Here is a 24,333-nt window from a genome sequence, read left to right as displayed (position 1 = left end):
AATGCCAATCGTCCCTAAGTATGAAAACAACGTCCCAGGTGTTGTAGAGAGCGGCCGAGGTTTCGGCGCTCCCGTTGATAACGTCCGACCCTCTTTTGACTATGAAAATGTCATGAATCGAGCGCTCCAACCCTGGAGCCAGCTTGCAGACAGCACGATAAAAATTGAGGCTTATCACCGTGACACTGTTGTAAAAGCACAGGCCGATGAACAGCTTGACGCTTACAACAAGGAAGTACAGACAACGCTGTACGACCCTGAGAAGGGCTATTTTGCACAGCGTGGCAAGAACGCGGTTACAGGCTGGGATCAGGCACAGAGCGACCTTCAGTCTATTTATGACAAACATTTAGGACAGATTGACGATCCGGATGTGAGAGAGGCTTTTAAGTCCAACGCATTACAGCGCCTTAATTCCGTCCGACAGAAGACCGTCGTCTATCGAAACGAGCAGAACATTAAGTGGCGGGCTCAGACCTCTAAAGACCATGCAGACAACCTTGTGGAGGAGTTTGCTTTAGGCGGTTTTACTCCAGACGGTCAGAGAACAATGGCCAGCCTGATGAGCGAGATCGACTACCAAGGCAGGATGGAAGGATGGGACGAGGAAACACTGAAACGTCAGAAGAACGCCTACAAGTCATTGGCCTATGCCTCAGTTTATTCAAACATGGCCTTGAGCGATCCTATCGGCGCCCTGAGACATTTTCAGACGGACGGCTCAAAGGAAATGAGCACGGACGTAGGCCGCCGTACTTACCAAATGTTATTCCACAGAGCCGCTCCGCAGTTGGTTGAACTCTCTCAACGTTATGGAGGAGCAACGGCCCTGGCATTGACACCTGGAGCAGTTGCCAGAACCACGGGCGACAACACAAACGAGAATATCCTGAGACAATCCAGAGCGCAGGCAGGATTAGGCCAGGCTCCGAAAGTCGCAGACAAGGTGCTCAATACTTCTGGATACAAAGGGTGCAACCCGCTCAACGTCCGAGCCTCCAGCGACAAATGGCGCGGATCAATCGGCCAGAGTGACAACGGATATGTGATCTTTTCAACTCCGATGGACGGGATCAGGGCCGCTGCTACCGTCATTAAAAACTATGGCACGAAGTACGGGATCAACACTGTTAGAGATATTGTGAGCAGATACGCTCCCGCCTCAGAGAATCCAACTGATGACTACATAGCCAACGTATGCAAGGGCACTGGCTATCAGCCTGATGAAAAGCTGGACACGAAAAATCCTGAGGTGCTGAAGAAGCTCGTCACGGCCATGATGAAGCAGGAGATCGGCGATGTCCCGTACAGCGAGCGAACGATTATTGCAGGTGTCCTGGACGCTCTCGGCAAGGAGGACATCAACGACTATTCCGACCTGTACAACACTCAGTTATCTGACGAAGAAGAACAGCAGTACCAAGCATGGGCCAAACAGATCGGCCATGAGCGTGATGTTTACGACTATGACCTAAGAGGAGCCTGGAAAGCTGGAGTGGCTCAAGCTGAGAATGGTCACTTTCCAGACACGTTCAAGAAGCCGAACCACCACACATTCTCCGAGGAAAGCCAGTATGCAGACGGGAAGCGAAATGTGGGCGGCCGCTGGACAGTTGAGAACGGCCAAAACATCTTTATTGGTCCGAATGGTGAGCGCCGCGACGATAACGGCAAACTCTTGAGCGAAGGTACAACTCAGGCGCCAAGACTGACGGCAGCAGATCTCGTTTTCAATCCGAACGTGAAGACGGGGATTGAGGTCTTTGATTCTCTGAATGAGCCAGAGAAACTCTGGATCATGCAACACACCAAGGCGCAGACTTCTCAGTCAACGGCTAACCTGCGCTCCCAATTCAAGACTACTTTGAATAATGCGCTGGCTGTAGCCAGGAGCACAGGCGACATGAGCCAGCTCCCTGATGTCGGAGCTTTTATTCAGACTTACGGGCAGGAAGAAGGGCTGAGACAATTCCAGAACGCACAGCAGGAATCGAAGCTCAATGCCAATCTCTACCTTATGCCGACACTCAGCAATGCAGAGATTGAGGCCACAGCGCGACAGATGACACCTTCTAAAGACGATCCTAATTACGCCGCTCGGATGAAAGACTTAGAAACCTGGAATAAGGCCTACACGCAGATCCGCAAAGAACGTGCAGAGGATCCCGTGCAGTTTGCCTTCTCTGGAATGCCTGACTTAGGCTTACAGCCGATTACCGACTGGACGAATCAGGACGGAGCGCTGCTACAGATTCAGAAGAGAATCGACAGCATGGATCAGGTGTCAGAACGTTTTGGCACACCCAGGACGCTATTCAGTAAGGCCGAGATTTCAGGTTTTTTGAATTTCATGCAGGGCATGGACGCCGTTCACCAGGCGGACTTCCTGAACAGAATGGCCGACCGCATGACCGATCCGACCGCAACAACTTCGGAGCCGCTAAGGATTTTCTCCGAACAAATCGGCAACAAGAACCAGACGCTTGCAATCGCGCTGGGCGTGGCCTCAACTCCGAACGGCAAGGAGATGAACGGTGCGCTCAGACAGATCAACGGTGACTACATTAAGAAGTCGAAAATCGGTGAGGCCTGGAAAGACGAGAAGGACATGAGGACATTGTTAAGCGGTGTCCTGGCAGTCTCGGACGGTAGTCCGGCCTATGAGGCCATGTTGTCAGCGGCCATGAATGAGCATTGTTACGCCAACCAATCCTCTTCTCAGGATGTTGCGAAGTCTGCTGAGAACGTTTTCGGCAAGGTTTACGAGCATAACGGGAAGAAGATTTTCCTACCTACTCAGCTCGATAAGGCGCAGAAGAACACATTCACTTTTAGACAAGTCGGAAGTTTTGAAGACCTGCTGAGTGACGCAGGAAAGGACCTTGCTAAAAGTAAGAAAGCCTATTTTTATGGCGGCCTGAAACTCACTTCCAGCCAGCTTGAAAATCTTGTTTCTTCTGGACAGCTCCAGTCGATTGATGACGGTGTGTACCAAGTAGTCAACGGCCTCAATTACGTGAGAGACGAGAAAGGCCAGCCCTTAGTAATCGACCTCAACACCTACATTTCTCGGAGAACTAAAAAATGAATTGGTTAAACGCTTTTGGTGAAACAGTTCAAACTCAGCCCGAGGCCCTGAGAGGTTTTGGTGTAGCGAAGGATATGGAGCCGACCAAGCCCTCAGCTTTTCAAGGCACAGGAGAGGCGCTGGAAAAGGCGCTCCCTTTCTCCTTCTATCAATCACTTTCAGGCGTAAACGAGTTAATGGCGGACCGCGTAGAGGTGAATTACGACCTCGACAATAACGAGGACGCATTCAGCGACTTCAAGCCGACCCAGGAGCAGAAGGAGCAGGTAGCAGCTAGGCTGAGAGATGATGCAAAGTTTGCACGCCTCAAGGCCCAGAACGATTACACGCCTAACCCAGAGACAACGGGACAGGCCGCCATGATGCTTCATGGTTTAACGGGATCCCTGGCCAAGGCAATCGGATACACCGTAGCCACGGGCGGAAGCGGTATTTTGGCCGCTCCGCTTTTCGGTGCTGACCTCGGTCTTTACGAAGCTGGCAAGCTCCGAGACAAGGGCGTGGACGCCTCAATAGCTCGGACGGCAGGTGCGATCACAGGCTCAGTCAACGCTGTAGGAATGGCCTTGCCTGGAGCAGTGGGAACCAGCTATGTGAAGTCAATACTTTTCGGTGGCGCTGTCAACCCGCTGACCGACATCAGCGAACAGGCCTCCATTAAATTTGTATTGGATAACGCCAACTATTCAAAACAGGCTCAGGAGTATGACCCGTTTGATCCCGTGAATCTCGGAGTATCGGCGGGTATGGGTATTGCTTTTGGTGCTTTGGGCGCACGTGCAAACCGTGCTCAGGCGCGTTACCTGGAGACCGAGGCCGCTACCCAACCGAGCGCACCTCAGACACCTGAGGGTCAAGCCGCTCCCACCACGAACATGAATAAAAGCGTGCTGGATTCTATTCAGAATCGTGACCGCTCCTCAAAAGAAAGCCGCCTCCAGATGGAAAAAATCGCGGCCGCTCCGAACTTCAATCTTTTGAGAGAGAGCCGCTCCCTGGATCAAGGCGCTCCGATTATTGCCTATGTACCCGAGGACATGAATATTCTCTGGGGAAAGCGGGTTGATGTGTCCGCTGACCCGAGCTCCGAGCCGATGACAATGCGTTATGCCGTGGTGGACGCGGACGATGTGCTCACTTCTAATGCCGTTGACGGATCCAGCAATCCAGGGTTTACAGATCCGACCGTAGCAGGTGCCAGAGCTATTGCAGGTAATGGCCGCATAGCTGGACTACAAGGCGCCTACAGACAAGTTAAGGCGACCAAGTACAGAGCCGATCTTACTCAAGACGCTAAAGAGTTTGGAATCTCAAAACGCCAGCTCAAGAAAATGAAGAATCCGATCCTGGTGCGCGTCATGGATGATGCTGATGTAGTCGAGGGTATCGGAGAGGCGTCCAACCGCACAGGCACTCTGAAACTAAATCCGGCCGAGCAAGCTGCACAGGACGCTCGAAACGTCCGACTTGAAGAGGTTGAATTCACCAAGGACGGTGAAATCACTAGAAAGTCTATGGACGAGTTTGTTAAGCGTACTCCCGATAAAGAAGGCCTCATTGATTCAAACGGCAATGCCCTTTATGACAATATCGCAAGACGAATGAGGCCTGCTATTTTTGCGGCCGCCTTCTCTGATACTCGGATCATCAACAGGTTTATTGCTGACAGCCCTGAAGACCGCAAGATCATGAACGTCTTGCAGTCTGTAGCCACTGAGGTGGTTAGGCTGAAGAAGATCAAAGGAGAGCTGGACTTTTCACCAGACCTTCTGGAGGCCGTGGCTGACGTATTCGAGACACGAAGAGAAGCGAAGAAGATCAACGGTAAGGGCCATGAGAAGGAGCTTACAGGCTCTCTCATGGAGGAATCCGCAACACCCGCACAGCGCTACTTTAGAGACATTCTCCTATCGGCTAATCCCGAAAGACTTCAGGAAATCCTGGCCAGGTTCAGAGAGGTGGCAGAACAGGAAAGTGGAGGCGCAGGTTTCTTTGAAGCAGTCACTAAGGATCAAGTTTTCCAGATGGTCAAAAAAGAATTTGATTCTTTTGATCGAGCAGTTAATGAAATTAGGCCTAGCCATGTTGACGCCGCTATGGAATTGCAATCCGCCAGAATTATTCAGGAGGATCAACCTTCAGGAACTAGAGGAGACATAAATAAGTCTCTTGCCGATGAACAGAGAGCAGCAGAACAGCTCGACAACGGAGAGAAGGTTGAGGTGTCTGGAGAAGGCGTAGACCCTGAAGTTATGGACAAAGAAGTTAGCTCCTTTATTAGTCGTTTTGTGAGGGAGCTGGTAGGCGCAGGAGCGGAACAAAAGGTTGCAGAGATGGGCGCCAAAGTCCATGACGCATTCTTTGAAACTTTGGGAATCCGCCTAGGCAAGAGCAGGAAAGAGCTTGAGCAGGAATATGAGGTAAGAGTTCAGAGAGCGGAATCCGCAGAAGGATTCTCTCAGGAACCAATAAGTGCAGCAGAAAAATTAAGAAAAGATGCTGAGGATTGGGGGCGTTTTGTTGACGACCTAAAGCTTAAGCCTACTCAAAACGTGGTAATGCTCAAGCAAACCCCGCTTGTGATGAAATTGATTGGGGCAAAGTTCTTAACGCTTCGGGCTACCCCTCACATGTTTGATGGTGCCCTGCCAGGAGAAAAAAATCTAGTCCTTCTCACCATATTCATCCCGAGATTTCGAAACGAGTTTTGAAGCAAATTCCAGAAGCGCTGACAGATCCGATTGCAATTTTCAGAGATGATCGGAGAGAAAATACCTATCTCTTCATGCTTGACCTAAAGGCCGAAAATAATCAAAACGTTGTTGTCGCGGTTAAATTTAATGGCCCTGGAAGGCATGCTGAAATCAATTTGGCAAAAACCTCTTGGGGCCCTGAAAATACGCTGTACTTTCCGTTGCAGGAGCAAAACAACGCTTTGGTTTACGCCAATAGCCAAAAAATAAGTCGTTGGAACAAGAGCTCCGGCATCTATAGCCTTCGGGGTTCCAACGACTCAGGTGTTAGTGTAAAGACCGAGGCCGACCTAGTCAAGCTTCGGGAACTGTTCCCTGGGTACTATCAAACAAGTATCCAAGATCCCCTGATAACGGTTCACAATATCAGCGAAGAGAATCTCAACAAGTCTTTAGACTTGGGAGGTTTTGCCGTACCGTCCTTAGGTATTACCAAACAGAGAACACCATATGCTGACTTCGGCGAAATCTCTCTTATTGGTACTCGAGACATGGTTGACCCAAGCAGAGGGACACCCGTCTTCTCTCAGGACGCCTACACGGCTAGATTTCCTCAGCCTGATTGGTCTAAAAGCCTCAACACTGAAAAGGCAAAACCCCTAGTTAAGGAAATCATGGAGGCTAAAAAAGAGGTCAACGAGAACGGCCCAAGCGGTTATTACTACCTTCAATATGAGGGAGACAGGGATAAAGCTATCAAGGACCTTTTGACCCATGCTTCAGGTATGTACCTTTTCATAAAGCATAAAGGTATTCCGTTCACGCCTATCAAACAACAGGCTAAAAAGCCTAGTTTTGCCACGGGCATTGTCTCCGACTTTGTTGATAACAACGGATTAGATGTGAGCACCGTTGAAGAAGGCAGTGCGGCTCATAAGAAGATTTCTGATGGAGTTGTTGAGGCCCTTCGAGAAAAGCTCAATGAACCGACAGGATTAAAAGGCCTGAGAATGCGTGCATACGGAGACAACATTGACGCATACGAGAAAACAGGCTTTATCCCCTTCAAACTCATTGAAGAAGTCAAGAAGTACGAAGTAGAACGGAAAAAAGCCGAGGGAGGGGATGCCCCAGTTTCCAGCGGCGCAACTCAGCTAGAGCTTGAAAAACTTATAGCTCCGATGAGGGACGAATTTGAAAAATTTATCTCTGATAAAGTCAATTCCGTTTATAGCGCACCTCTTATCAAGGTTGGGAACTCATACAGGCCGATTACGCTACAAAATGTGGTTGAGGCTATGAAATCCTCCGCCGTCTCCAACAAAGAATCAACTCTTTTCTTTGGACCTGGAAAGGTTCGGGCGGCCGCTGCTCGGCGGTTTGATTCTATAGAGGACATTCAAGGAAACCGAGACCTCATTGCTGATTCTCAGACAGTAAACGGCATTAATGCCGCAGCAAATGACAAGATGTCAGATTTCAGAGATCTTGCGGCTAGAGAAAATCGAGGTGATGAGTTTTCAACCCCTGATAGAGCAATGGAGGCACTGGCTAAAGTTGCAGGTCAAAAGAGCAAACCTACTCCTGCCAGAATGAAATCCGCATTGAAGAAGTACGGCTTTGAACCGAGTGATGAAACGGTCAAATTAGGTGTGGAGATTCTCAATGATATTAAGAAGGCAATGACTGATTACTTCGAGGCGAAACCGCAGAGAGCAGTCGGAGCCGACGAGTTTAGAGGCGCAGTTGTCCCAGAAGGCACGAGCGAAGCAACAATCAGACGCCTGGAGCAAGCGGGCATAACAGTTGCCAAATATGATGCTGAGGTGGAGGGAGCCAGGGCAAAGGTTATCCAAGAACTCACCAACCGACTGAATGAGAAATCTGGAGACATACTCTTCCAGAACGAAAACGCACCGCGAGGAATTTACACGCCTGGAGAGCGCGTGATTACGCTCATGCAGTCTGCAAATGAGAGCACATTCATTCACGAGAGCGGGCATTATTTCCTTGACGTGCTCACAGATGTGGCAATGAAGGATGATGCACCCGCTCAGGTCAAAGCGGACGTCCAAACTCTTATGGACTGGTTTGGCGTAAAGGACTTGGACGAATGGAGAAACCTATCCATTGACGAACAGAGAGCGGCTCATGAACAGTTTGCCAGAGGTTTTGAGCAATACCTGAGAGAAGGTGAAGCTCCGAGCACGGCCCTTGAGAAAGTCTTCAAGGCCTTCAAAGACTGGCTGACAAAGATCTACAAATCCTCCGAAGAGTTGCAGGTTGAAATCTCTCCAGAAGTACGCGCCGTCTATGATCGACTTCTGGCAACCGATGAACAGATCAGGGCCAAAGAAGAGATTGATACGCCGTCCTTATTCGGCGGTATGGAGCCAGAAGAGCCGCCTGCAAATCCGGTTGTTAAGGCCGTGCAGCAGACAGCAGAACAGGTGATTGACCAAGCTCCAATATCTGAAGATAGCAAGGCTCGAATTAGAGAAACTCTCGGAATCAATCAGCCAGAGCCGCAGACAGGAGAAAACCATCCGCACTATGGAATCCCGAACGAAGAGCAGTTCATGGATCAAAACCTGGAGACCTCAGCGGCTAACGATCCCAATGCATTCATTGTCCTGGACGATGGACGAGAGGTGAGCATGGGCGATTACATGAGAGAGATTGAGGCCGAGCAGAAACAGGAGCTTGACCGCGCCAACAGTGTTTCCGAGGCCGCTCAGTGCATGCTGAGAAACGGTGCTTTTGATGATGTTTTTTAAGGATTAAAAATGGTCAGCAAATTAAAACCCGAATGCGAGCGCCAAGTGTCGGCGGTCTTAGGCCGTCCGATTACAGAAAGCGAAAGTCAAGACCTGGTGGCCAGCGTTAAAAACTACTACCTCCAGAACAGGCAGGCCCACCCGAATATGTCACGGGATCAGGTAGTGAGTGAGGCCGCCAAACAGCACGCCCAGAGAATCCAACAGGACGCCGCGCGAAAGGCCTTCAACGCCAAGCGCCAGGCTTTGGCCATCTATCAAAACCGATTGACCTATCAATCAATGAGAACTAACGGTGACAGCGCTAACCAAGCGGCCAGAGGCATCCTCAATCGTGTGGACAAGTACAAGGTGGGCGTGGAGCAGGAGGCCAAGTCACGCCTTGTTGATTTTCTGGAGAAAACCAGCCCCACGTTCTTAGGCTTATGTGAGAACAAGAAACTCATTACCGACCTGGTGCACGAAATCGCAGGTGATGACACTGGAAACCCTGTTGCCAAATCGGCGGCCAAGGCCTGGATTGATACAGTTGAATCACTCCGCCAAAGATTCAACGCGGCTGGCGGTGATATTGGAAAGCTGGAGGATTGGCTATTTCCGCAGACACATGACCGCTACAAGATAACGAACGCGGCAAGACGGCTGGCTGGAGGCGAACTAAAACAAGCTGGCCTGACCATCAAGGACACCGTAACGCATAAAAAATACAATCCCAATCAGAATAGAGACGCCTGGATAGATTTTGTTTGGGACAAACTCGACCGCTCTAAGTATTTAGATGACGATCTAAAACCGCTCTCAGATGACGCAATGCGAGCCCTTCTCTCTGATGTCTTTGAAACAATCAGAACAAACGGAGCCAACAAAGAGAATGTGGGGAAAGTCACAGCAGGCAGAGGCAAGAGCAAAGCCAACACGCGTCAGGAACACCGCACGCTAATGTTCAAAGACGCGCAGGCCAGGCTTGATTACAACGAAGTTTTTGGATCTAATCCGAGCGTTATGGGCACGATGATGGAACACATTGGCTCAATGAGCCGCGATATAGCGCTCATGGAGATGTTAGGCCCCAGTCCTACAAACACCTACAACACTCTGAAGCGTATGGCTCAGATTGACACCGATCAGCAAACCTCTTCAACGGGCAAGATCAAGTCAGCCGACAACTCTCTTTTAGACGCAATGTGGGCAAATCTTACAGGGACTGCAAATGTCGTGGAGAGCGGCTTTATTGCCTCAATCGGTCAAGGCGCTCGTAACCTCCAGGTAGCAGGAAAACTCGGCTCCGCTTTTATTTCCTCCTTCACTGACGTGGCAACTTATTTCCATACAGCCAGAGTGAACCGAATGCCTTTCGCCAGAAGTGCAATGCTCCTGGTGAAGTCGCTCAACCCTGCTGACAAATCTGATAAACGGTTTGCCGCTCGTGCTGGCATTATCGGAGATGAACTCAACTCCGCCGCCTCCAGGTTTGTTGAGGGAAATATCGGTAACGGGATCACGGGCAAACTTGCTGACCTCACCATGAGACTGTCACTTCTTTCTCAGTGGACGGACGCAGTGAGAAGGGCGCAGTCTTTAAACACAATGGCAACTTTTGCCGAGGCCACAAAGCATAATTGGGCCGACATTGACGGCTGGCTTAGATACCGTCTGGAGGAATTCGGAGTTTCTGAGGACGTCTGGAAAGCGCTCCAGAAGTGCAAGCCTGAAGAACTCAACGGCTCGGAGTTTTTAACGATCAATTCTATTAAGAACGCCGCATCCAAGAATGGCGACATTGACGGTCTCAACGTAGACAAACTCGTATCCACATATCTGAGTTTCGTCATGGATGATAGTTTTATGGCATCCCTCCAACCTGACCTAATGACGCGCTCGATTACGAACTGGGGCAAATCCCGCGGCACCGTAGCAGGTGAATTTATCCGCAGTATCTTCCTTTTCAAGTCTTTCCCTATCGCAATGTTTACGCGGCACCTCCAGAGATCTAAAGACCTGTATCGCTATAAACTGCAAACTGATGGACAAGGCGCCGCAATTTGGAGCCGAGTTGGATACATGAGCTCACTTGTAGTTTCAACCACACTGGTGGCTTACGTGGCCAATATGTTTAAGGACTTAATCAACGGAAGCGACGTTAAAGACCCGACAACTTTAGACGCTTTCAAGCGTGCATTCACTGCTGGTGGCGGGATGGGCTTTATCGGCGATATCCTCGTGTCCGGAATGGACGATTACAAATACGGACACCCCGCACTCATGAATATGGCTGGCCCTGTTCTCTCTACCGCGATGGACGCCTACACGATTTTTGATAAGTTCAAGGACAACAAAGATATTGGTGCTAACACAATCAGAATTATCAAGGGAAACCTGCCTGTAGTGAATCTCTGGTACACGAAACAGCTCTTGAATCATGCTGTGTTCAATCAGATTCAAGAGATGATGAACCCTGGGTACCATCGCAGAATCGAGCAGAAGATTCGCAAAAATCAAGGTGTGGGTTATTGGTGGAAACCTACTGAAATGCTTCCGTACAGAATGCCAGAGTTCGGTACAGATCCCAGCCGCTAGAGGTGTGCGCATCAACAATCTGGCTGACATGAGAATGTCTCTAAACAATGAGGTGTTTTCATGCTGCCAGATGTACCGCGACGGGTGGGCCCTGTAACAGGCTTGGGTATCTCCCGAGTAGATTTTGACTTCAGGATATTTGCGTCCTCCAATGTGCTCGTTATTAGAACGAGCAAAGCTGGCGTGGACGCTACACTCAAGGAAGGTGAGGATTACACCGTCACTTGGGACGAAGACCAAACCGCCAATATCGGCGGCTACATCACTCTTGACGAGTTCCTCACTGACGGGGAATCGGTCACGATTCTCTCTAATGTCGCATACACCCAGGAGCTTGATTTACACGCGGAAGGCGATTTCAACCCGAATGACATCAATGTCAACTTTGACCGCACCGAAGCGCAGATTCAGCAGTTAAAAGAGAAGCTCTCCCGCGCCGCAGTTGCTCCGGCATCCTCAGGCATGGAAGGTGAAGAGTACGGTGAAATCCTCTTAAAGAACTCTACCAAGTCTGGAGAGTACGCCAATGAAGCAAAGGCCGCTTTAGAAGAAGCAAAGCAGCAGGTTGCAGACGTTAACGAAACAGCCGATGAAGTAAGTGCTGTATTTGAAGCGGTCAAAGGCGTAAAACAAGAAACCATCACGGACATCCAAGAATTTGTTTCCGAGGCCGCATTTTCCTTTAGATACTCTGAAAATGCCACAGCATCAAGTACTCTAGCAAGCACGAGCATCACGCCAAGCACAAACGTAAAGGCTGGTGACTTGATAATGAACAAATCTGGTGATGTATTCCGAATTAACAGCATAGCTACAGACGGGACGTGCACACTATCAGAAAAACTGACGTCACTGAAAGGAGCCGCAGGCGACTTAACAAATCTCCCACAGTCTGATACTACCTTGACGACCGAAGGCGGTTATGCAGACGCAAAAACCACGGGAGAAAAACTTGCAGGCAAACTAGATTTTAAGTCTGCGCAGGCCCTTGAGCCTACTGAAAAAGAGACCGCTGCAACGAACATGGGATTTTGGGCAACGGCTATTTCTACTGTTTTTGCCACGTACGATTTATTCAAAGCCAAGATTATTGAAATAGTAGACGCGTATCTATCTGGAATCCTCAAAGAGTTGTGTTTGGAAAACGGCGCCACTCAAGCCGAAATCGACGCCCTCGAAAACGAATCTGATTCATAAGGAGCAGTATGACTACATTATCTGAAATCAAGGCCGATTACCTATCCAAGGCGCTATCTAAGCCAGTGGCGAAGTACGGCGTGAAGATGGGCAACGGTAGGATCACGAGCCTATCGGATGCCCAAGGCTTTTGGGTCGAGCCTTGCTCAATCGAGCTTATCGCACTGGTTGATAAGAAGTACCTGAAAGGCGACAAGGTTCAAGAGGAAGTCCCGATTGAGCCGTTAAACAGACCCGAAGGTTTCCAATATGGATATGACCTCTACACCTTCACAACGCCTGGCCTGAAAGCTGACAACCTGAAGGTAGAAGTGTTGGAAAAACCGTTGATCGGTAAAGCTAAAGTCAAGTTCAAGGCGGGTCAGCAGTTTGCGGTCAAATCTCAGTTGATTACTGACGAGCTTTACCAGAGCGCTGACGGCAAATACTACACAGAGGCAGACCTTCCGGAAAACTCAGGTGACTTTTGTAAGGAGCGCTACAGCAACGAGATCAAATCGGAGCGTAACGCAAGAATCTCGGACACAGACGATTACGTGAAACTGCCTGATATTACGGTTGCTCGGAGCGCAGGAGCAAAGAGATCGGCACTGGACGACGCAGACCGCACCGAGCTTGAGACCTACAGACAGGCGCTCAGAAACCTGCCTGAAGCGGAGGGTTTCCCGTTTGTATCGTGGCCTGAGTTTCCAGCGGCATTAGCTTACGAGCTACAGCAGAAAGTTGACGCAAGACAAAACATGAGACAAGGAGGTTTATAAATGACCTTGAAATCTTTAATTCAGTGGCTACTCGATAGCCGAACGACACCGAGTGAGGCCAGTCACTCAAGCTACCCTGATGACGGAACCGTCACTCAGTTTTCTCCCTCGGCAACTTCAGTGTCAAGCTGGACGAAGGTGGTTGACTCCACCATTGCCCCAAGCGATGGCTATGTGATTGTTCGGGGAAAGGCGACAGGAGAATCCTTCGTACAAATAACCGCTGGGGATAATCCTCCACATATGGAGAGAAGCACTTTTGCTAAAGCAACTTTGAATCAATACCCGATTCTCAATCTGCCAATCGCAAAAGGAAAAACATTTAAAGTGTTTGCTGAAAATACAACTGAAATAACTGTTGGCCTGATAAGGTCAATCGTGGGGGGGGGTATAATCACCTTGTTCGGAGGGCTCTGTCATGCTTAAGGCCCTCATTCAACTTTTCGCTGAAAAACTCCTTGTTAGCCGAAGCGACTGGATTTCCTACCAATCCAATCCAACTGTTCAAGCGACGCATATCACACCTTCAGCGACAGGAGAGTGGGTTTCTATCGTCTCTCCTTGCAACGGGTGGTTCTGCGTCAAAGGGGTTGCCTCGCAAGTTCTGCTTAGCAACGGGGAGGTTTGGCAGGGGTGCCATACAACAGAGGCATCTTATAAAGGCTTTTGTCTTCCTGTCTCAAAAGGCTGGTCTGTGGCCTACATACTATCGACAAACGCCACGAGCGCATATGTCTTCTTTGTTCCGAGTATCGGCAATAAATAGTTTTCAAACAGGAGGCGCCTTATGCTGAAAAACATTCTGAGCCTCCTGCTGTCGAAGTTCTACAGCAAGGAAGAATCCGAGCTTGTAGGACATCAGGCTATGCCGTCAACCCAAAATGTGGCACTAACCCCGACAACTACTTCTATCGACGACTGGGGTGCCGTTTACAACGGAGTTGCTCCAACTGATGGCTTTGCTTGTATAAGATTTACTGCGGATACAGCCACTTGTATTGCCTCGGCTCAAACACAGAACGTAAACGTCTTTACTACTCCACAAGCCGTGGGTGACATTCTTTTGTGTGCTTGTCCGATAGCAAAAGGGCAAGTCTTTACGTTATGTGCTAGACAGGCTAAAAACATCGAATGCTGGTTTACAAAAACCATCGGGGGGGGGTACAATCTCTTAAGAACGATCTTCTGCAAGGAGGTGGCTTATGTTGCTTAAAGCACTTGTACAGCTCTTTGCGGAGAAATTCTTGCAGAGTAAGAGAGCGTGGATTCAACACGCAGTCAGTCCATCAGTCGAGGCGATCCACTTCTCTATCACTAAAGACAATGTGTGGCACACTCTTACGTCCAGTGCGGACGGTTACGTTACGTTCTCAGGAAACGCCTCGGGTGTCATTTTGGAAGTTTCCTCAGGCGGCTCAGGGTTTATTGATAGCCAAGTACTTTCGAGGAGACACATCATTCCTGTCTCAAAAGGTCAGCCATTCTCATACTTGGTGTCACCTGATTCAACTGTTGACACGCTTCAGCTTATCCCAATGCGGACTGAAGACTAACTCTGCTGTCGGAGGTGCGTCATGCTGAAGTCGCTCCTCCAGCTTTTGTTGAGCAAATTTATCAATGTTAGCGAGAAGCCGAGAATCGGGACGTTAGATCTATCTCGAATGACAATTCAAACCTGCAACTTCGGTAATGTTGGGTACTACAACAGCATATCCTTAACAGCTCCCTTCTCAGGGTTTGTGATTTTCTCGATGCCTTTAGATGTTAGTGATTGTGCGATCCGCAAACTTGAGTGGGGAGATTATGCGAGAACTGGGATCAGTGGGGATACGGGTCGATGGCAAACTTTGAATGCGCAGGTTGAAAAAGGAGAGACTCTCTTATTTGAAGGATTTGTCAAAGTAGCCGGAACAGTCAGCATTAAATTTATTCCCTACAAAAACACTTAACCACTCCGCCCCTCATTCGAGGGGCTTTTCGTTAGGTGTGCGCATTGAAAAAAAAAGCGCTCATAACATGTCCAAAAAGGAATAGACATGGAAACAGATTTCAGCCTCAGCGAGTTTGCCAGCACGGTAAACCTAATAGTGTTCACGCTCATTCTTATATGTGCGGCATCGGGTTCTGCTATGCCGTACGTGCGAGCGGAACGGGGCTGGAATTTTCCGCGCTGGTTCATTGAGTTTGTTACGTCATGCGCGGCCGGATTCATTGTCTATTTAATTCTGCGTACCTCCAAGCTCTCCTGGGAATGGATAGGAGCGTGCTCAGGAGTTTCTTCATATTTTGGCCTGAAGATCATGAATACGCTGTACGGGATCGTCACAGGCAAATTAAAACTCACTGTTCACAACAATGGAGCGAATCATGGCAATTAGTATGCGCTCATTCATAGCCGGCCTTATAAAGTTGGTTCTGTTCTTTGCTTTCTATATGGCTGGGTTTTTCACAAACTCTCAGTTGAATCAGTACACGATCGTGTCACAGCAAGATCGGATCAACATGCTGGAGAACGAAACGGCCCTCCAGCGCCTCCAGATTAACGAGCTAAACAGACGATCAACTTCAAACACTGAGAATCTGAAGCAGCTTGAACGTATCAGTTCAGATATTGAATCTATCAAAAAAGAAGTTCAGCAACTGCATGGCTTACACAATACGAAGGAGCCTAAATGAGAATCGAGATAATTAAGTGGGTTGATACCTTTGGATGTCCTCCAGGATGGGAATTTGAGGACGAACTTGAATATAAAGTTACCGAGGTTACCTCTGTGGGCTTTATTAGAAAAGAAACAGATACTGTTGTAGTCCTTGTTCCTCACATAAGCGGTGCGGATCGTAAACAAGTTGCGGGGCACATATGTATACCCCGCAAACAGATACTAAGTAGACAAACTATTTTTTCTTCTGAGACTTGCGATCCGGAGCTTGCGTTAAAACAGAACCCGCCAAGCTCTTAGCAGTTTTAGTAGAGGTCTTCTGCTGGAGCACTTTGCCAGCGAGAGACGCAAGTTCCTTAGAGGATTTTTCGTTTTTTGCCATAGTCGTTCCTTTAACAATAAAAGTAACCCATTCAGAGTAACTCAAATTTTGGTGCAATTCAATGACACAAGATATCCTGCTTTACCCACCTGAACTAGCAACTCAGTTCATATCTGAGTTTGAACAGGGCCCTAAAGGTGGTCCGGCCCTTGAATCTTATCGCTGTCCTGCTGGGGTGTGGACCATTGGTTTTGGCCACACGAAAGACGTGCACGCAGGCGAACACATTACGCGAGCTGAGGCATACGACCTCTTGGATAAAGACTTGATTCAGAAACAGGAAGAGCTGGCAGCGCTCGTCCATGTGCCAGTGACTGAGAATCAGTTTATTGCCCTCATGAGTTTCGTTTTCAACTTCGGCATTACGAAGTGCAGACGATACACATTATTCAAAATGATTAACGCCGAGAACGAGGACGGGATTAGGGAATGGTGGCCTAAGTATGTCAACCCTGGCTCGAAATTTGAAGACGGGTTGAGAAGGCGCCGAAACGCAGAACTAGAACTATTTTTCAGAAAATGATCCGAGTAATCCTGATTATTGCCGCCGTCATGTTCTCCTCAGTGCTTGGCTATCACTTCGGCCAGCAGGAAACTGAGCTGAGGTGGACACAGGAGCGGGAGCGAATACTTGCTCACCAGATTGAAACGTTACATAGAAAGGATAAAGAAATTGCACAGTTGGAAAAGTCTATTGGTGTCCTTAACGATTCTGCTCTCCGGGTGCGCGAGCGAGACGCCGCGATACAGCGAAAGTTACAACGCGAGCTTGGAGAGTGTGGTCGATTTAGACCAGCACTTGAGGCGTGTTCAGCAACTCTTAGCCAATGTGCAGAGCACGCAGTCTCTGATCGAAGAATCATTGAACGGTGTGCCATCCAATTGAAATGAATTAACGGTTTAGAAATTTAATAAAACCTAAACAGTTGTTAAGTCTGATGGAAAATTGACTCTTCAGGTTCACCATATAAAAATCGGGGAAAAACCGCAAGATGTGGCGTTCAAGTATGTCAATCCGACATACAAGAGTTTTTATTACACGCTCGCGTGCGGGATTAATGTTAGACTGCTGTCTAATGAAACGTGAGCGAGTGTTGAACGATGAATTATTCAGCAATATTGACAGAAGCGAGGAGCGAACTCTCCTCTCTCGAATCAAAAGTTGAGAAGCTTAAGAGATTCATTCTTTCTCTGGAATCCCTCGCTGACACTGAAGATTTTGATTCAAGCAAGCCTGTAACTACTGGGCAGAGAAAAACCAAAGAAGCTCCTGGTTTTATTAAAGATGACTCCTTGGATATGTTCAGAATAATGCTCTCCGGACCGAAGAGTATTGATGCCATACTGGATGGATATCGAAAGTTTGGGTACAACGACGTCGCAAGGAAGACGTTGGTGACGAGGTTGTCATACTATAAGAGGGACTTTGGTTTTGTCAGAATGCCTGCTCCAGGAATGTATGAGGTAACAGAGAAGGGGCGAGAATTTTTACAACAACGTTATCCCAAAGTTTTTGAGCCGATTTATAAACAAGAACCAGAAACTAAGGTAACTGGGAGTGAAGAAATGAAATGAATTACTTGAATATGGATAGGGCTTAGAAAGCGGCAACTTTCTAAGCCCGAGGAAGGCGCCGGAAGGAATTTCCCGCACCCCGTTTTTAGAAAACTGATCTCATTATAAGGGAGAGTCAACCAAAAAGCGACATTCCCGAATGTTGAGACTGTACGGGTCGTTGCGTCCAAAAGCCTCCGGCAGGAGACTTGCAATGAGCCAAGCTTCAAATAATAACGGTCGCGCTGGACGTGGCTTCCACACCTGGTATCGTCACTATAGAACTGGCAAAATTATGTACGCTAGTGATTATGGTTACAAAGCCTGGCCGTTTTAATTAGAAAGAGCCCCGAGCCAAAAGCCCGGGGCTTCTCCTTGATAGAAAGACGACTCAAGATCTTGCGCTAATATATTAATTAGTGGGCTGTCTTCCAGATCGAAAACGTAAAATGTACCAACAAATGTATCAATTTGATCTGAGTAGGATATAACCTTTTGATTTATTTGGGTCGTTCGAATCCCGCCGCCGACCAGAAATTCTCGAAAGGTTGTCCAAGTGACAGCCTTTTTTGTTTTCTGCGGCCGTTACGGAGGAAGTCAGCATGGCTTGTATTCTTTTTCCTTCACCAATTTTCGGACCGGTTCATTCCAGACGCTTAGGCACCTCTTTAGGCATCAATCTTTTGCCCGCTGAAGCTAAAGTCTGTTCTTTTGACTGCGTGTACTGCGAATGCGGCTTTAACAAAGACCACGACGCCAAGCGCAAACTTCCTACGCGGGAAGAGGTTCGAACCGCACTGGAAAAGAAACTCATTTATCTGCAGCAGACAGGTGTGGTGCCGGATGTCTTTACGTTCGCCGGAAACGGAGAGCCGACTTCTCATCCCGATTTTGACCTCATTATCGACGACACAATCGAGCTCAGAGACCGCTATTTTCCTAACGCAAAAATCAGTGTCTTAAGCAACTCTACTTTTCTAGCGCGTGACAAGGTTGTCAGAGCATTGGCAAAAGTGGACAACCCGATTATGAAGCTCGATACCGTCAACGCCGGGTACATCCGGCGCATTGATCGTCCGAACGCCAGGTACGATGTGAAGGATGTGATCGAAAAACTCAAAAACATGCCGGTTCGTCCGATTATCCAGACGATGTTCATGAAAGGTGAGTTTGAAGGGCTGTCCGTGGATAACACGACAGACGAGTATGTAGATCCCTGGATTGACGCACTCGAAGAAATCAAGCCTCGGGAAGTGATGATTTATACCCTTGACCGCGACACTCCGGCTGCAGGGTTAAAAAAGGCGGAGAAGGAGGCTCTTTGTAAAATTCGCGACAAACTTGAAAATAGAGGTTTCAGCGTTATGGTAAGTGTTTAAGTAAAAACACTTAAATTTGAAATATATGTCATTAAGCTGTCATATTAGGTTACTAAATTGGAAGATGATTTCATAACAACCTTTGAGGACTAAATGCCTGAATCTCTTCCGATGAAAACTCGTCTTTTATTAGCCGGGGCTTCTCTCCAATTGATCTCCCTTGCTAAAAAGTCTGAGAAAAAAGAGAAGAAGCAAAAAGTCGTTACTGTATCTGCAGGAATGACCCTGTCTAAGGCTACGGCCTAATCGATTCGACAGGACTGAAAATTTCGTCGGCCGATTGCCGACGTTGATGCGCAGCCGTAGAGATTTAAAAAACCTACGGCTTTTGCCTTTCTTGTACCGGCTAGAATGCGCTTTTGCACGAACAGTCCTCGGTCTGCGCTCTCGTCATTGGCTAAGAAGCCGGAAAATCGCGATAATTGAAGGCTAAACACTTCGGCTATATTTGAGGAGAGCGATGAATATTTTGATTTCAAACGACGACGGTTATTTAGCACCCGGTATTCAGGAACTCGCTCGTCGAATTCGCCGATTCGGCAATGTCACAGTGGTTGCACCCGAACAAAACCACAGCGGGGCCAGCAACTCCTTAACGCTTAACCGTCCTCTTTCCGTACGCCAGGTCCAGGAAAACGTTTTCTTTGTGAACGGTACCCCATCCGATTGCGTGCACATCGCTTTAACCGGTTTGCTGCCACAAAAACCCGATATCGTTTTAAGCGGCATCAACTGCGGACAAAATATGGGCGACGATGTGCTTTATTCCGGTACTGTTGCAGCCGCCATGGAGGGTTTCTTATTCGGCTGCCCATCCTTTGCTTTTTCTCAAGTGCATTCGGGTTGGTCCTGTTTGGATTCCGCCGCGGAAGTCGCTGAGTATATTGTGGACAACTTTATTAAAAATCCGCTTCCCGCACCGTTCCTGCTGAATGTCAATATTCCCAATACAACGATTGACCAGCTCTCCGGATTAGTCGTGACACGCCTTGGCCGTCGTCACGCAGCGCAATCCGTGATCGAGCAGGTTAACCCGCGAGGTGAGACGATCTATTGGCTCGGCGCCGCCGGTGATGCTCGCGACAGCACCCAAGGAACGGATTTCTGGGCGACATCTCACAATTACGTCAGCGTCACGCCGCTCCAGGTTGATATGACCAATTACGGCATGCTGGATACGGTTCGTGCCTGGTGCAACAGCTTTCAGTCCTGAGAATAGTTCGATTGGTTCTGACGATTGGTATCTTTTTACTTAAAATCTGTTCGGTAAAGAAATAAAAGAGGCTCATGGAGGAGTTATGAATTGCAGTAAGTATCTTTGGCCGATGGTGTTTGCTTCGGTGATGGCCGGCTGTTCGTTTACCGGAGGCAATGCCCCGATATCGGACGGTTCGGCGACGGCTTCCGTCTATACCGTTAAGCCTGGAGACACGCTGTATGCGATTTCCTCCCGCTACGGCCTCGATCCTGCCGTGGTTGCACGCGAGAATCATCTGACAAACCCCTCTCATCTGTTGGTCGGTCAAAAACTCCGCTTGTCCGTGTCATCTTCAACGGAGGCCAATATTCGCAGAGTCGAAGCCAACACAAAAACACAGACGAGTTCGAGCAGCTCTGCTAAGGCGTCGACTTCTTCAAGCACAGCTCCTGCTGCATCCGTAAGTAGTACCCAGACCGCTTCTTCAAGCAGCTCCGTCGGAAGCGCAAACGGTACCTACGGTTGGCCGGCTTCAGGAAAGATTATTCAGAATTTCGGAGGTATGAATAAAGGTATTGACATCGCCGGTTCTGAAGGTGAGAAAGTACATGCCGCTGTGAATGGAACGGTCCTTTTTGACGGCCAGGTTCAGGGTTACGGCAAAGTCGTGATGATTCGCGACAAAGACGGCTGTGTTTCTGTCTATGGCCGAGTCAAATCGATCTCGGTAAAACAGGGCGATCAGGTTCGTAAAGGACAGGTGATTGCCGTGATGGGGACGACGGATGTTTCTCCCCGTGTCCATTTTGAAATACGCAAAAACGGCAAACCCATCGATCCTCTTACAATGCTTCAAAAGCGCTAAGTTAGAAGTTAGGAAAATTCATGGCACGAGCTAAAAAAGAGCGGGCAAAATATGTCGCCGTTATTGAGTCCTTGGATCAGGAAGGCCGCGGAGTCGCACGCCGTGACGGTAAGGTCGTATTCATCGAAGGGGCGCTCCCTGGTGAAAAAGTAGAGTACGAGGTTTATCGAAGCAAGCCTTCCTTCGAATTAGGTCTGACCACCGAAATTTATAAGGAGTCTCCGCTTCGCGTTATGCCGAAGTGCCCTTACTTCGGGGTTAAGGACGGCAGCTGCGGCGGCTGCGCCATGCAGCACCTCGAAGCCCATGCTCAGGTTGCCATGAAACAAAAAATTCTGATGGATGCTTTGTGGCACATCGGCAGAGTTCGACCTGAGCAGGTACTGGCGCCGATCTACGGCTCTGCATGGAGATATCGTCACCGTGCTCGTCTGTCCGTGCGCGAAGTCGCCAAAAAGGGAACTGTGCTCGTCGGCTTCCATGAAAAGCGTTCGAGCTTTATCGCAGACATGAAGAGCTGCGAAATCCTGCCAAAGCGTGTCAGCGATCTTCTCGTGCCGCTGCGCGAGCTTATCAACTCTTTAACGCTGCGTAAGAAGATTCCTCAGATTGAATTGGCTGTCACTGATGAAGCTTTGGCTTTGGTCCTTCGTGTCTTAGAAAAGCCGACGACTGAGGACGAAGCAAAACTCAGACAGTTCCAGGAAGATTATGGTGTTGACTTTTGGTACCAGCCGAAGGGCCCGGATTCCATTTATCTGATGGATCCCGAAAATGCCAATCGACTGAAACTGCACCATCGGGAAACCGGTGTGGAAGTCGTCTTTAGACCTACAGACTTTACGCAAGTAAACCATCGCTTGAACGAAGTGATGGTGACCAGAGCGCTTCGATTGCTGCATCTTGAACCCTCGTCTAAGGTCATCGATTTCTTCTGCGGGCTCGGCAACTTTACGCTGCCGCTGGCAACCAGAACAGCGAAAGTTCTTGGTATTGAAGGCAGCTCCGAGCTGGTCGAACGTGCACGCGCGGGCGCTAAAGACAATAACCTCGCGGATAAGACCGAATTTGAGGCTCGTAATCTGTTTGACTGGACCCTGGACGATTGGGATGCCGTTTGGAATAAGCTCGGCAGTGTAGATCGAGTTCTTATCGACCCGCCGCGCGAAGGCGCAATGGCACTTTGCCGCTCACTCGCCGAAACGGACAAACGTCCTGCACGTCTGGTCTATGTTTCCTGTAATCCTGCAACGCTGGCGCGCGACGCCGCGCTGCTTGTCAGAGAAGGCGGCTGGAAGCTTCTGTCGGCCGGTGTGATGAATATGTTCCCGCATACAGCTCACGTCGAGAGTATCGCCGTCTTTGAACCCGGTCCCAAACCGGAAAAGGTCGACGAAATCGATGAACTCGAAATCAGCGGAATGACTGAAGAGGCTGAGCAGGAAGCTCGATCCGAGGAACCGAAGATTTAACGGAAATGGCGCCTTTGGTTTTTCAGATCGTAATTCTGTTTGTCAAAATTTTGGCGGAGCTGCTGCTCATCATTCTGGTGCCGGCCTTCGCCCTAAAATTTTTCAAGAAAGACTTAAGCTTCGGTTTGGCATTTTCCGCCTCCATCCTGATGATTTTGCTGCCGGTGCTCACATACGTAAATAACGCTGAACTCAACAACACCATGCTGCCGCTCACGGCGTGGGGTGTGGAGTCAGTATTGACGCTTTCGTGGATAAGCTGGGGGCTTTCGACCGGCGCCATCATCTCTTTTTTGTATGCAGCTTATCTCTTTGTAGAAAGCCGAAGTTCCGAAACGATAAATCTAGTCCTGCTTTTCACGGGTATCGGCTACCTTTTAAACTTGCTGTCACAGGCGGCTGCCCCCTATTTGTTGTTCGGGTCTTTCGGCGCAGGACTTGCCAAAGATGACCTTCCGTTTTTATGCTTGTCGCTGGTACTTGCCTTAGGCGTAGGTATCTATGTGCGGTATTCTGAGGCCGTTGGGAAAACATTCAGCAATTAATAACTAAAACTAAGGAGAATAGGGTGGAAGAAAGCGGAGTATTTGAGTACTGGTTTGCTTTTTTGTTTGCGTTGGGTTTCTGTGTCTGGTTTCCCACGTATGTTGTCAAAACCAAAGGGCAGGGCATCTCGACTTGGGGACTGGCGCTTTGTATTGTCGTCCTGTTTATCGGACTGCCTCTGCTTTCGATTAGCTTGATCCGCGATGTCCTCCCTTCTCTGTGGCTGAGCTTTGTCAGTGCAAACTACGAGTCTCCGAGCATCTCCCTGCTTTACGGGACCATTCACAAGATGGCTACGCTGGATCAGCTTTACGTAGCGCTGGCCATGATTTGTATTTTGGTTGCCATCGGTCAAAGCGTATTTGCTTCTTGGCTGCTTTATATCCGCCACAACCGCGAAAGTCTGGTTCGTGCTCTGAGAATCATGTGGTCCTCGGCTTTCTTTATTGTGTTGGCAGGCGGTATTCTGCCGCTCATTATTCTGGGCTCGCACGGATTTACGGTGGCGATTCCTGCCGGATATACGATGGGTGCTTACATCGCAGTGCTCATGGTGATCACTGCTTACCTGAGAATGAGTCCTCAGGTAGCGGATAATTATCCCATTAGCCACCAGCCGAAAAAAGATCGGGAAAAAAATAGGAGTTAACGCATGGAATTTCTTATGACTGTCCGCACACTGATTGCAACCACCGTGATGCTGTTTTGCTCATTATGGCTGGCGCGGCAGTTAAAGATCCGTCGTCCCAAACTTCCCGTTTCTGCCGTTTTGATTTTGTCTTTGATCATGCTGTTTGAGCCGGGCATGCTGGCCTTCTTGGTTTGGGTAGTGCACGATATAGCATCCGTTAACGGGGGACTGATGATTCATGCCTATACCTTTGTTAAGGCGGCGGTCGCGATTTATTTGCTTTTCATTCTTCCGTCGATCTGGTTTGCCAGAAGCTTCTATGTTGAAAGCAAAATCGTGACTCTCAAAGCCTTGCGTTTCGCGATCATTCTTCCGGCCGCATTTACAGCCGTCGCATTTATCGAAGTGCCGAAAATGATCTGGCAGGACCGCGCCTCGGAGCTCGTCTCTTCCGGTTTGGAGACGTTCATCGTGGTGGCGGTGATCAACCTGATCCTGCTCGCATTAACCTATCGGTATAAGGTCTCGAATACACCTGCGCAGTGACCTGCCG

The 24,333-nt window shown here is 48.9% G+C and carries 24 protein-coding genes; 23 read left to right on the top strand and 1 reads right to left on the bottom strand.

The features are described 5' to 3' along the window. Position 1 precedes the first annotated feature (1 nt). The 12 genes from ACZND6_RS00400 to ACZND6_RS00345 all read left to right on the top strand — a co-directional run bounded on the left by ACZND6_RS00400 (position 2) and on the right by ACZND6_RS00345 (position 15,769). Positions 2-3,088 (top strand): hypothetical protein, encoded by a 3,087-nt coding sequence (locus ACZND6_RS00400; protein ID WP_489524251.1) that lies wholly within the window; start codon positions 2-4, stop codon positions 3,086-3,088. Continuing rightward, positions 3,085-5,799, top strand: coding sequence for a hypothetical protein (locus ACZND6_RS00395; protein ID WP_489524250.1), 2,715 nt, complete (start codon positions 3,085-3,087; stop codon positions 5,797-5,799). Before ACZND6_RS00400 ends, ACZND6_RS00395 begins: the two co-directional genes overlap by 4 nt. After that, on the top strand, positions 5,796-8,558 hold the full coding sequence (locus ACZND6_RS00390) for a MuF-C-terminal domain-containing protein (protein WP_489524249.1): 2,763 nt from the start codon (positions 5,796-5,798) through the stop codon (positions 8,556-8,558). Before ACZND6_RS00395 ends, ACZND6_RS00390 begins: the two co-directional genes overlap by 4 nt. A 9-nt stretch (positions 8,559-8,567) precedes the next feature. Beyond that, the gene (locus ACZND6_RS00385; RefSeq protein ID WP_489524248.1) at positions 8,568-11,135 is read left to right on the top strand and encodes a hypothetical protein; all 2,568 of its coding nucleotides are present in this window, start codon (positions 8,568-8,570) and stop codon (positions 11,133-11,135) included. A gap of 60 nt (positions 11,136-11,195) precedes the next feature. Further along, positions 11,196-12,332 (top strand): hypothetical protein, encoded by a 1,137-nt coding sequence (locus tag ACZND6_RS00380; RefSeq protein WP_489524247.1) that lies wholly within the window; start codon positions 11,196-11,198, stop codon positions 12,330-12,332. A gap of 8 nt (positions 12,333-12,340) precedes the next feature. Then, the gene (locus tag ACZND6_RS00375; protein ID WP_489524246.1) at positions 12,341-13,093 is read left to right on the top strand and encodes a phage tail assembly chaperone; all 753 of its coding nucleotides are present in this window, start codon (positions 12,341-12,343) and stop codon (positions 13,091-13,093) included. Then, a complete protein-coding gene (locus tag ACZND6_RS00370; protein WP_489524245.1) occupies positions 13,094-13,519 on the top strand; it encodes a hypothetical protein in 426 nt (141 codons plus the stop codon). Beyond that, positions 13,512-13,859, top strand: coding sequence for a hypothetical protein (locus ACZND6_RS00365; RefSeq protein ID WP_487712854.1), 348 nt, complete (start codon positions 13,512-13,514; stop codon positions 13,857-13,859). The genes ACZND6_RS00370 and ACZND6_RS00365 overlap by 8 nt, the downstream gene beginning before the upstream one ends. 21 nt (positions 13,860-13,880) lie before the next feature. Then, on the top strand, positions 13,881-14,306 hold the full coding sequence (locus tag ACZND6_RS00360; RefSeq protein WP_489524244.1) for a hypothetical protein: 426 nt from the start codon (positions 13,881-13,883) through the stop codon (positions 14,304-14,306). A gap of 361 nt (positions 14,307-14,667) precedes the next feature. After that, positions 14,668-15,042 (top strand): hypothetical protein, encoded by a 375-nt coding sequence (locus tag ACZND6_RS00355; protein ID WP_489524243.1) that lies wholly within the window; start codon positions 14,668-14,670, stop codon positions 15,040-15,042. A gap of 87 nt (positions 15,043-15,129) precedes the next feature. Next, entirely contained in the window at positions 15,130-15,471 is a 342-nt protein-coding gene (locus tag ACZND6_RS00350) for a phage holin family protein (protein WP_337630875.1), read from the top strand. Next, positions 15,461-15,769, top strand: coding sequence for a hypothetical protein (locus ACZND6_RS00345; RefSeq protein ID WP_489524242.1), 309 nt, complete (start codon positions 15,461-15,463; stop codon positions 15,767-15,769). The genes ACZND6_RS00350 and ACZND6_RS00345 overlap by 11 nt, the downstream gene beginning before the upstream one ends. 219 nt (positions 15,770-15,988) lie before the next feature. Here ACZND6_RS00345 and ACZND6_RS00340 read toward each other — a convergent pair whose 3' ends face one another. Beyond that, complete coding sequence (locus ACZND6_RS00340) at positions 15,989-16,135, bottom strand: hypothetical protein (protein ID WP_176602578.1); 147 nt, start codon at positions 16,133-16,135, stop codon at positions 15,989-15,991. A gap of 61 nt (positions 16,136-16,196) precedes the next feature. Between ACZND6_RS00340 and ACZND6_RS00335 the strand changes: the two genes are divergently transcribed. The 11 genes from ACZND6_RS00335 (at position 16,197) to ACZND6_RS00285 (ending at position 24,326) form a co-directional block, all read left to right on the top strand. After that, positions 16,197-16,658 (top strand): lysozyme, encoded by a 462-nt coding sequence (locus ACZND6_RS00335; protein WP_489524241.1) that lies wholly within the window; start codon positions 16,197-16,199, stop codon positions 16,656-16,658. A gap of 174 nt (positions 16,659-16,832) precedes the next feature. Beyond that, on the top strand, positions 16,833-17,021 hold the full coding sequence (locus tag ACZND6_RS00330; protein ID WP_489524240.1) for a hypothetical protein: 189 nt from the start codon (positions 16,833-16,835) through the stop codon (positions 17,019-17,021). A 215-nt stretch (positions 17,022-17,236) separates the two neighbouring features. Further along, the gene (locus ACZND6_RS00325) at positions 17,237-17,710 is read left to right on the top strand and encodes a hypothetical protein (RefSeq protein ID WP_455932353.1); all 474 of its coding nucleotides are present in this window, start codon (positions 17,237-17,239) and stop codon (positions 17,708-17,710) included. A 581-nt stretch (positions 17,711-18,291) separates the two neighbouring features. Continuing rightward, on the top strand, positions 18,292-19,068 hold the full coding sequence (locus ACZND6_RS00320; protein ID WP_293737146.1) for a radical SAM protein: 777 nt from the start codon (positions 18,292-18,294) through the stop codon (positions 19,066-19,068). Positions 19,069-19,179: 111 nt separating this feature from the next. Next, positions 19,180-19,314, top strand: coding sequence for a hypothetical protein (locus tag ACZND6_RS00315; protein WP_489524239.1), 135 nt, complete (start codon positions 19,180-19,182; stop codon positions 19,312-19,314). 214 nt (positions 19,315-19,528) lie between these two features. Further along, positions 19,529-20,281: a 5'/3'-nucleotidase SurE gene (gene surE / locus ACZND6_RS00310; RefSeq protein WP_293737147.1), complete on the top strand. Its 753-nt coding sequence runs from the start codon at positions 19,529-19,531 to the stop codon at positions 20,279-20,281. An 85-nt stretch (positions 20,282-20,366) separates the two neighbouring features. Beyond that, positions 20,367-21,131 carry a M23 family metallopeptidase gene (locus ACZND6_RS00305; protein WP_300874336.1) on the top strand — a complete coding sequence of 255 codons (765 nt, stop codon included), beginning with the start codon at positions 20,367-20,369 and terminating at the stop codon, positions 21,129-21,131. Positions 21,132-21,151: 20 nt separating this feature from the next. Continuing rightward, entirely contained in the window at positions 21,152-22,603 is a 1,452-nt protein-coding gene (gene rlmD, locus ACZND6_RS00300) for a 23S rRNA (uracil(1939)-C(5))-methyltransferase RlmD (RefSeq protein ID WP_300874339.1), read from the top strand. Positions 22,604-22,608: 5 nt separating this feature from the next. After that, positions 22,609-23,148: a hypothetical protein gene (locus ACZND6_RS00295; RefSeq protein WP_489524238.1), complete on the top strand. Its 540-nt coding sequence runs from the start codon at positions 22,609-22,611 to the stop codon at positions 23,146-23,148. A 23-nt stretch (positions 23,149-23,171) separates the two neighbouring features. After that, entirely contained in the window at positions 23,172-23,798 is a 627-nt protein-coding gene (locus tag ACZND6_RS00290; protein WP_293737151.1) for a hypothetical protein, read from the top strand. A gap of 3 nt (positions 23,799-23,801) precedes the next feature. Beyond that, positions 23,802-24,326, top strand: a complete 525-nt coding sequence (locus ACZND6_RS00285) for a hypothetical protein (protein ID WP_293737152.1) — start codon at positions 23,802-23,804, stop codon at positions 24,324-24,326. Positions 24,327-24,333 lie beyond the last annotated feature (7 nt).

It is taken from the genome of Parasutterella sp. (genome assembly GCF_057870745.1).
Note: the sequence above shows the minus strand (reverse complement) of the source record. Positions and strands in the feature narration are given on the sequence as shown.